The 8,930-nt window shown below is 60.2% G+C and carries 12 protein-coding genes; 3 read left to right on the top strand and 9 right to left on the bottom strand.

Translation table 11 applies throughout. The features are described 5' to 3' along the window. Positions 1 to 176 precede the first annotated feature (176 nt). Both DNK89_RS23060 and DNK89_RS23055 read left to right on the top strand, forming a co-directional pair. Positions 177 to 464, top strand: coding sequence for a hypothetical protein (locus DNK89_RS23060; protein ID WP_015012218.1), 288 nt, complete (start codon positions 177 to 179; stop codon positions 462 to 464). Between the two features lie 90 nt (positions 465 to 554). Further along, positions 555 to 851 (top strand): hypothetical protein, encoded by a 297-nt coding sequence (locus DNK89_RS23055; RefSeq protein WP_015012217.1) that lies wholly within the window; start codon positions 555 to 557, stop codon positions 849 to 851. A 304-nt stretch (positions 852 to 1,155) separates the two neighbouring features. Here DNK89_RS23055 and DNK89_RS23050 read toward each other — a convergent pair whose 3' ends face one another. The 9 genes from DNK89_RS23050 to DNK89_RS23010 all read right to left on the bottom strand — a co-directional run bounded on the left by DNK89_RS23050 (position 1,156) and on the right by DNK89_RS23010 (position 8,323). Then, positions 1,156 to 1,572, bottom strand: a complete 417-nt coding sequence (locus DNK89_RS23050; protein WP_015012216.1) for a F0F1 ATP synthase subunit epsilon — start codon at positions 1,570 to 1,572, stop codon at positions 1,156 to 1,158. A 75-nt stretch (positions 1,573 to 1,647) separates the two neighbouring features. Then, positions 1,648 to 3,054 (bottom strand): F0F1 ATP synthase subunit beta, encoded by a 1,407-nt coding sequence (gene atpD / locus DNK89_RS23045; RefSeq protein ID WP_015012215.1) that lies wholly within the window; start codon positions 3,052 to 3,054, stop codon positions 1,648 to 1,650. A 33-nt stretch (positions 3,055 to 3,087) separates the two neighbouring features. Beyond that, a complete protein-coding gene (atpG, locus tag DNK89_RS23040; RefSeq protein ID WP_056058853.1) occupies positions 3,088 to 3,954 on the bottom strand; it encodes a F0F1 ATP synthase subunit gamma in 867 nt (288 codons plus the stop codon). 18 nt (positions 3,955 to 3,972) lie between these two features. Further along, positions 3,973 to 5,526 (bottom strand): F0F1 ATP synthase subunit alpha, encoded by a 1,554-nt coding sequence (atpA, locus tag DNK89_RS23035; protein WP_060987364.1) that lies wholly within the window; start codon positions 5,524 to 5,526, stop codon positions 3,973 to 3,975. 42 nt (positions 5,527 to 5,568) lie between these two features. After that, positions 5,569 to 6,111 carry a F0F1 ATP synthase subunit delta gene (locus tag DNK89_RS23030; RefSeq protein ID WP_015012212.1) on the bottom strand — a complete coding sequence of 181 codons (543 nt, stop codon included), beginning with the start codon at positions 6,109 to 6,111 and terminating at the stop codon, positions 5,569 to 5,571. Positions 6,112 to 6,121: 10 nt separating this feature from the next. Further along, entirely contained in the window at positions 6,122 to 6,592 is a 471-nt protein-coding gene (locus DNK89_RS23025) for a F0F1 ATP synthase subunit B (RefSeq protein WP_015012211.1), read from the bottom strand. A 34-nt stretch (positions 6,593 to 6,626) separates the two neighbouring features. Then, the gene (gene atpE / locus DNK89_RS23020) at positions 6,627 to 6,896 is read right to left on the bottom strand and encodes a F0F1 ATP synthase subunit C (protein WP_015012210.1); all 270 of its coding nucleotides are present in this window, start codon (positions 6,894 to 6,896) and stop codon (positions 6,627 to 6,629) included. Between the two features lie 55 nt (positions 6,897 to 6,951). Continuing rightward, complete coding sequence (gene atpB, locus DNK89_RS23015) at positions 6,952 to 7,830, bottom strand: F0F1 ATP synthase subunit A (RefSeq protein WP_015012209.1); 879 nt, start codon at positions 7,828 to 7,830, stop codon at positions 6,952 to 6,954. A gap of 19 nt (positions 7,831 to 7,849) precedes the next feature. Continuing rightward, a complete protein-coding gene (locus DNK89_RS23010) occupies positions 7,850 to 8,323 on the bottom strand; it encodes an ATP synthase subunit I (protein ID WP_110961983.1) in 474 nt (157 codons plus the stop codon). 288 nt (positions 8,324 to 8,611) lie between these two features. On the opposite strand from DNK89_RS23010, the gene DNK89_RS23005 reads away from it, so the two are divergent. Then, entirely contained in the window at positions 8,612 to 8,929 is a 318-nt protein-coding gene (locus DNK89_RS23005) for a YbeD family protein (RefSeq protein ID WP_110961982.1), read from the top strand. Position 8,930 lies beyond the last annotated feature (1 nt).

The following is an 8,930-nucleotide window of genomic DNA, read 5'->3' as shown; positions in this document are numbered from 1 at the left end:
ACAGTTAGTTCGCGACTCGGTGGTTTTTCTCTGCACCCCACCGGCGTACAGTTCATCCCATCGATGAGCCGAACCCGCAAGGCGACTCACCGAACCCGGTCCCAGGCAGCTTTCTTTGTTTTTGGCGCTTTGTTCCGGTTTTTTGAGCCGCTTCTTTAACTTCAAGGATTTCCATCATGAACAACACCGCACGTTTCCTCTCCATCGCCGCTGTCGCTGCTTTCGCTTCTTTTGGTGCCCAGGCTGACGAAGCCGATGCTTCGCAGTTCGCCACCAAGTTTGAAACCAACCGCACTCGCGCTGAAGTGCAAGCTGAAGCAGCTACCGTGGCCCAGACCCGCTCGATCGAACCCGCTGGTTCGCGTGTGGTGACTTACAAGTCCACGGCTGACCGCGCTGCCGTGCGTGCCCAGGCTGCTGAAGCTGTGCGTACCGGCCAGATTTCTTCGGGTGAGCGCGGCTAATTGACCCGGGGCGGCTGAATCTGCCGCTCTGGTTGCGCCGTATCTCTCAGTACCCAAGTCCCTCTTTTTCAAATTTTCCGGAGTTTCACCATGAACAAGTCTGTCCGTTTCCTGTCCGTTGCTGCTGTTGCCGCTTTCGCCGCTTTTGGTGCCCACGCTGACGAAGCCGATGCTTCGCAGTTCGCCACCAAGTTCGAAACCAACCGCACCCGTGCTGAAGTGGCTGCTGAAGCCGCTACCGTGGCCCAAACCCGCAGCCAAGAGCCTGCTGGTTCGCGTGTGGTGACCTACAAGTCCACCGCCGACCGCGCTGCTGTGCGTGCCCAGGCTGCTGAAGCCCTGCGCACCGGCCAGATTTCTTCGGGCGAAATCGGCAACGCGATGTAATTGCCACAGGCCCCGTGCGTACGGCATGGGGGCTTTGTGAAAGAGCTGTGCAAATGCAAAAGGCCGGGGCCCTGTGAGGGGGCCCCGGCCTTTTTGTTTGTGCGTAAGCGTTTTGGAGCGGAGATCAAGTGACCAGCTTCGCAGAGGCCATTGCTGGCGAGTTGCTACGCCGTCGATAGGCAATACTGCGCCCCCCTTATAGGAGTATGGCCGCGTGTACGTCTGGAGCGTTGTCACCGCGACAGAAATAAAAAAACCCGGCAATGCCGGGTTTTTTGTGCCGCACCAGAGTGCTCGCGAAAGCTTACTTCTTCTGGCGGAACTTGCGCAGTGCCGCAATCTGGGCAGCCATGACAGCCAGCTCGGACTGGGCCTTGGCCAGATCGATGTCGCTCTTGGCGTTCTTGAGCGCTTCTTCGGCTGCAGACTTGGCCGCGTTGGCCTTCTCGTCGTCCAGATCCTTGCCACGGATGGCGGTGTCCGACAACACGGTCACGCAGTTGGGTTGCACTTCCAGAATGCCACCGGCCACGAAAACGAACTCTTCGCCACCGTCAGCCATTTCGATGCGCACCGAGCCCGGCTTGATGCGGGTGATCAGCGGGGTGTGGCGGGGGTAGATGCCCAACTCGCCAGCTTCGCCGGGCAGAGCGACAAAGCGCGCTTCACCGGAGAAGATGGACTCTTCGGCACTGACCACATCAACGTGGATGGTGTTCATCATTGCTCCTAGGAAAAGGTGGGTTGCTTGATTGCAGAAGGCCGGGTCGCCACGGGCTGCCCGGCCGACGGCTCATCAGGCCACCTTCTTGGCCTTTTCGAAGGCTTCGTCAATGGTGCCCACCATGTAGAACGCTTGCTCTGGCAGGTGATCGCATTCGCCGTTCACGATCATCTTGAAACCACGGATGGTTTCGGCCAGGGGAACGTACTTGCCTGGGGAGCCCGTGAACACTTCGGCCACGTGGAAAGGCTGCGACAGGAAACGCTGGATCTTGCGAGCGCGGGCCACAGCCAGCTTGTCTTCAGGAGCCAGTTCGTCCATGCCCAGAATGGCGATGATGTCGCGCAGTTCCTTGTAGCGCTGCAGCGTACCCTGCACGGCGCGGGCCGTGGTGTAGTGGTCTTCGCCCACCACGTTCGGGTCCAGCTGGCGGCTGGTGGAGTCCAGCGGATCCACGGCGGGGTAGATACCCAGCGAGGCGATGTCACGCGACAACACCACGGTGGAATCCAAGTGGGCAAACGTCGTAGCAGGCGAGGGATCGGTCAAGTCATCGGCTGGCACGTACACGGCCTGGATGGAGGTGATCGAACCGACCTTGGTGGACGTAATACGCTCTTGCAGGCGGCCCATTTCTTCGGCCAGGGTAGGCTGGTAGCCCACGGCGGAAGGCATACGGCCCAGCAGAGCGGACACTTCAGTACCGGCCAGCGTGTAGCGGTAGATGTTGTCCACGAAGAACAGCACGTCACGGCCTTCGTCACGGAAAGATTCCGCAATGGTCAGACCGGTCAGGGCCACGCGCAGACGGTTGCCTGGTGGCTCGTTCATCTGGCCGTACACCATGGCCACTTTGGACTCGCCCAGGTTCTCCAGATTCACCACGCCGGAATCGGCCATTTCATGATAGAAGTCGTTCCCTTCGCGGGTACGCTCGCCCACACCAGCGAACACCGACAGACCCGAGTGGGCCTTGGCGATGTTGTTGATGAGTTCCATCATGTTAACGGTCTTGCCCACACCGGCGCCACCGAACAGACCCACCTTACCGCCCTTGGCGAACGGGCACACCAGGTCAATCACCTTGATGCCGGTTTCCAGCAGTTCTTGCGAGGGCGACAGTTCGTCGTACGCAGGTGCCTTGCGGTGGATCGAAGCCGTCAGCTCCTGGCCCACGGGACCACGTTCGTCGATGGGGTTGCCCAGCACGTCCATGATGCGGCCCAGCGTCGCCTTGCCCACGGGCACGGTGATGGGGTTGCCGGTGTTGGTCACCATGATGCCGCGGCGCAGGCCGTCGGAGGAACCCAGGGCGATGGTACGCACCACGCCGTCACCCAGCTGCTGCTGCACTTCCAGCGTCAGGGCAGAGCCTTCCAGCTTCAGGGCGTCGTAAACCTTGGGCATCTGGTCGCGTGGGAACTCAACGTCCACCACGGCGCCGATACATTGAACAATCTTGCCTTGCACTTGAGCCATTTTTCGCTCCAATAAAGTAGTTTGTTGAGCTGCTTACACAGCAGCGGCACCAGCCACGATTTCCGAAAGTTCTTTCGTGATCGCTGCCTGGCGCGTCTTGTTGTAGACCAGCTTCAACTCGCCAATGACGCTGCCGGCGTTGTCGGTGGCGGCCTTCATGGCCACCATGCGTGCCGACTGCTCGGACGCCATGTTTTCCGCAACCGCCTGGTAAATCAGGGACTCGACATAACGGACCAACAGCTCGTCGATGACGCTTTGCGCATCGGGCTCATAGATGTAGTCCCAGCCGTGTTCCGTCTTCTCAGCCTGCATCTGCTCGGAGGACAGGGGGAGCAGCTGCTCCACCACCGATTCCTGCTTCATGGTGTTGATGAACTTGGTGTAGCTCAGGTACACCGCATTGATCTTGCCTTCTGCGTATGCATCGAGCAGCACCTTCACCGGGCCAATCAGCTTGTCCAGGTGGGGGGTGTCGCCCAGGCCCGTCACGTGCGAAACCACCTTGGCGCCCACACGGTTCAGGAAACCCAGGCCCTTGTTGCCAATCGCCACGGCTTCGGTCGAGACGCCAGCACCCTGCAGTTCACGCAGCTTGGTCGTCACGGCACGCAACACGTTGGTGTTCATGCCGCCGCACAGGCCCTTGTCCGTAGTGATGACGATCACACCGGCGGTCTTGGCATCGTTCACTTTCATGAACGGGTGCACGTACTCCGGGTTGGCCTTGCCGAGGTTGGCTGCAATGTTGCGGATCTTCTCGCTGTATGGGCGGGCAGCCCGCATCCGGTCCTGCGCCTTGCGCATTTTGGATGCGGCCACCATTTCCATGGCTTTGGTGATCTTCTTGGTGTTTTCCACCGATTTGATCTTGCCGCGTATTTCCTTGCCTGCTGCCATGATGGCTCCTCGTCCGGTTTAAGCGAACGACTTCTTGAACGCGGCGATCGCTGCGGTCAATTCGGCTTCTGCATCCTTGTCCATGGCCTTGGCCTGTTCCAGCTTGGCCAGCAAAGCGGCGTGGCTGGTCTTCAGGAACTGGTGCAGGCCGTGTTCGAAGTCGAGCACCTTCTTGACATCGATGTCGTCCATGAAGCCCTTGTTCACAGCGAACAGCGTGGCGGCCATCAGCGAGATGGACAGCGGGCTGTACTGTGCCTGCTTGAGCAGTTCTGTCACGCGGGCACCGCGGTCCAGCTGCTTACGGGTGGCTTCGTCCAGATCGGAAGCAAACTGCGCGAACGCAGCCAGTTCACGGTACTGGGCCAAGTCGGTACGGATACCGCCGGACAGGTTCTTCACCAGCTTGGTCTGGGCGGCACCACCCACGCGCGACACCGAGATACCGGCGTTGATGGCGGGACGAATACCGGCGTTGAACAGGCTGGTTTCCAGGAAGATCTGGCCGTCGGTGATCGAGATCACGTTGGTAGGCACGAAAGCGGACACGTCGCCAGCTTGCGTTTCGATGATCGGCAGTGCGGTCAGCGAACCGGTCTTGCCCTTGACTTCACCCTTGGTGAAGGCTTCGACATAGTCGGCGTTCACGCGGGCTGCGCGTTCGAGCAGACGGCTGTGCAGATAGAACACGTCGCCAGGATAGGCTTCGCGGCCTGGTGGGCGACGCAGCAGCAGCGACACTTGGCGGTAGGCCACAGCTTGCTTGGACAGGTCGTCGTACACGATCAGGGCGTCTTGGCCGCGGTCGCGGAAGTATTCGCCCATCGTGCAACCCGAGTAGGCCGACACGTACTGCATGGCAGCCGATTCGGAGGCCGATGCGGCCACCACAATCGTGTACTCCATGGCGCCTGCTTGTTCCAGAGCGCGCACGACGTTCTTGATCGACGATGCCTTCTGACCGATGGCGACGTAGATACAGGTCACGCCTTGGCCCTTCTGGGCGATGATGGCGTCGATGGCCACGGCGGTCTTGCCGGTCTGGCGGTCACCGATGATCAGCTCGCGCTGGCCACGGCCCACGGGCACCATCGAGTCGATGGACTTCAGGCCGGTCTGCAGAGGCTGGTCCACGGACTTACGGGCGATCACACCGGGAGCGACCTTTTCGATCACGTCGGTGAGCTTGGCGTTGATGGGGCCCTTGCCGTCGATCGGCTGACCCAGAGCATTCACCACGCGGCCGACCAGTTCGGGACCCACGGGCACTTCCAGAATGCGGCCCGTGCACTTGACGGTGTCGCCTTCAGAGATGTGCTCGTACTCGCCCAGAATCACGGCGCCGACGGAGTCGCGCTCGAGGTTCAGCGCCAGACCGTAGGAAGGCTGACCGTCCTTGGTCGCGGGGAACTCGAGCATTTCGCCCTGCATCACGTCCGACAGGCCATGAACGCGCACGATACCGTCAGACACCGACACCACGGTACCCTGGTTGCGGATATCGCTGCTGGCGGCCAGACCTTCGATGCGGCTCTTGATGAGTTCAGAAATTTCTGCGGGATTGAGTTGCATGACTCTTTCCTTCTTTCTTTGGTTCGCTGTCCTCGTCGCGCGTTACGCAACGAGGGCCGCTTTCATTTGTTCAAGACGGGCCTTGACCGAAGTGTCCAGCACCTCGTCACCCACCACTACGCGAATACCACCGATCAGGGACTCATCCAGCTGTACAGCGAGATTGAGCTTGCGGCCGAAGCGCTTTTCCAGCGCTGCGCTGACCTCGGACAGTGCAGCACTGTCCATCGGAAATGCGCTGTACACGACGGCATCCGAGGAGCCGTTGCGACGATTCACGAGGGCACGAAACTGCGCAGCCACTTCCGGGAGCGCATCAATGCGTCCGTTGTCGATGACTGTGCGCAGGAAATTTTTGGCCATATCCGGCAGGGCCGAGCGGGCGACCCCGGTGAATACGGCGAACACCTGGTCTGCCGTCACCTTGGGGTTGTCCGCCAACTGACGCAGCTGGGGGTTGGCGGCAATCGCCGCCAGTTCGTCCATCCAGGCAGCGGTGCTGCCCAGATCGACGCCCGCGCCCGCAGTGGCAGCCTTGAACAAGGCATCGGCGTAAGGGCGGGCAATGGTGGCGAGTTCAGCCATGTGTGTCCCCTTACAGCTCGGTCTTCAGGCGGTTGAGCAGGTCGGCATGGACGCCAGCATTGACTTCCTTGCGGAGAATCTGCTCGGCACCCTTGACGGCCAGCGCTGCCACCTGCTCACGCAGGGCTTCGCGGGCTTGGACCGTCTGCTGCTCGGCTTCGGCGCGGGCTGCAGCAACAATCTTGTTGCCTTCCTCTGTGGCGCGGGCCTTGGCTTCTTCGATGATGGCCTGGGCACGACGGTCGGCGTCCGCAAGACGCGAGGCCGTTTCGTTGCGCGCCTGTGACAGTTCCTTTTCAACGCGCTGGTTGGCAGCGGTCAGTTCGGATTTGGCACGGTCGGCAGCTGCGAGGCCATCGGCGATTTTCTGGGCTCGTTCATCCAACGCCTTCGCGATCGGAGGCCACACGAATTTCATCGTGAACCACACGAGGATCAGGAAGACGATGGCCTGAATGAACAGGGTCGCATTGATACTCACGGCAACACCTTTCTAAAGTGGCGTTGAACGGGAATTACTTGGGCAGGTTGGCCAAGAGCGTGGAAACGAAGGGGTTGGCGAAAGCGAACAGCAGGGCGATAGCCACACCGATCAGGAACGCAGCGTCGATCAGACCAGCCAAGATGAACATCTTGGTTTGCAGTTCGTTGATCAGTTCAGGCTGACGTGCCGACGATTCGAGGAACTTGCCACCCATCAGGGCGATGCCGATGGAAGCGCCGATAGCGCCCAGACCAACGATCAGACCACAAGCCAGAGCGACGAGACCGAGAATGTTTTCCATGATGACTCCTGAGTTAAAAAAGAAAAGTTAAGGAAAGAAAAAACGAAAGGGAAACTTAGTGCGCGTTGTGCGCCTGACCAAGGTAGATCAGCGCGAGCATCATGAAGATGAATGCTTGCAGCGAGATCACCAAAATGTGGAACAGCGTCCAGATGGTGCCAGCGATGACGTGGCCCACAGGCAGCAGCACACCCGACAGCGACAGGGCCGCAGCACCACCCATGAGGGCGATGAGCATGAACACCAGTTCGCCAGCGTACATGTTGCCGAACAACCGCATGCCATGGGACACGGTGTTGGCGACATATTCAATGATCTGCATGAGCAGATTCACCACGCCCAGGATCAGGGCGAAGATAGGATTCTTGCTAGTGCCAAAAGGAGCCGACACCAGTTCGTGCGCCCAGCCGCCGGCGCCCTTGATCTTGACGCTGTACCAGAAGCGCAGGATCAGGATAGCGAAAGCGAGGCCCAGCGTGGTGGACAGATCGGCTGTGGGCACAACACGCAGGTAAGCGTGATGGGGATCGTGGCCTGCAGCGCCGTAGATCTTGGCCCAGATGGCGGGCAGCAGGTCCACAGGCAGCATGTCCATGAAGTTCATCAAGAAGATCCAGACGAACACCGTCAGACCCAGGGGAGCGATGAACTTGCGGCTTTCGGCGTTGTGGATGTTGGCCTTGGCCTGGTTGTCCACCATCTCGACCAGCATCTCGACCGCAGCCTGAAAGCGACCAGGCACACCAGAGGTTGCCTTACGGGCAGCTGACCACAGAATCAAAAGGGTGAGCGCACCCAGAACCAAACCGACGATGATCGAGTCGTAGTTGATGACAGTGAAATCAACAATCTTGGTCTGGTTGACGTTTTGAAGATGCTGCAGGTGGTGAACGATGTATTCACTTGCAGTCGGAGCGTGCGCTTCTGCGGCCATCGGACAACTCTTCTCTCTATCAATCGGTTTTTCGGACACCAGGCCGCACCAACAGTGCCACCCAGTACGTTTTCATTGCGACCACCATGCCAACCAGCAAGGCAATCCAGCTCAAGCCCGGCACCAGCCGAGGTGCCGCCGCCAGCAGCGCCACCGTCAACATGATCTTGGCGATTTCCCACCCAAAGAACCCCACCATGGCAGCCCGCGGATTGGATGACGCCTTGTGGCGCAACACACCGCGGGCAAACAGTGCGGCCGGAGCCACCACTGCCAGAGCGCCGTAGGCTGCAGAGCAGCCCACCACCGCCCTGCCCGTCAGAACCCAGGCCACCAGGGCCACCAGCATTCCGACCAGCGCCTGACCTGCCACCACCTTCCACACCGAGAGGGGCGGATGGCGACTGCGCCACTGCTGCGCCTCTTGGGCCGTCAGGGGCTTGAAGTCAGATTCTTCAGCCTCAGTTTCAGTCTCTGGCGGGATTGTTTTCATTGATAAATGACGCCCGCGTTACAGACCGCAACTTTTACAAAGCCTCTAATTATAAGTAAAAACCCATGGCACCAGACAAAAACCCGCAAACGCGTCGGCGGGTTGCGTGTGTGCCCGCCCCGTTGTGGTGACGTGCCAACGGCACTGGCGCGCTCAAAACAGCCTCGCCATGCACCGATCTGGCGCACGCCGAACGGGCGGCGAGAAGAGCCGAACGCGCCTGTGGCGCACAATGACAGTGCGTCGCCAGCTATCGAAACCGCAGCACCCCACTCACCGCTAATCACCATGACATCCTCCAATCCGCCGCCCGCCAACGGCCTCGATCCCCAGGCCGCCGATCCACGCAAAGACTCGCTGATCGAATACCCCTCCAAGTTCCCAATCAAAGTCATGGGCGCCAAGGTGGACGGCTTCGTGCATGCCGTGACCGAAATGGCGCGCCAGTTCGACCCCACCTTCGACGCCGCCACCATTGAACTGCGCGACAGCCGCGCGGGCAATTACCTCGGCGTAACCATCACTATCACGGCGACCAGCCGCGAGCAGCTGGACGACCTGTACCGCGCGCTGTCCTCGCACCCGATGGTGAAAGTGGTGCTGTAAC

It is taken from the genome of Acidovorax sp. ST3 (assembly GCF_003231145.1).
Classification (GTDB): Bacteria; Pseudomonadota; Gammaproteobacteria; order Burkholderiales; family Burkholderiaceae_C; genus Acidovorax.
Note: the sequence above shows the minus strand (reverse complement) of the source record. Positions and strands in the feature narration are given on the sequence as shown.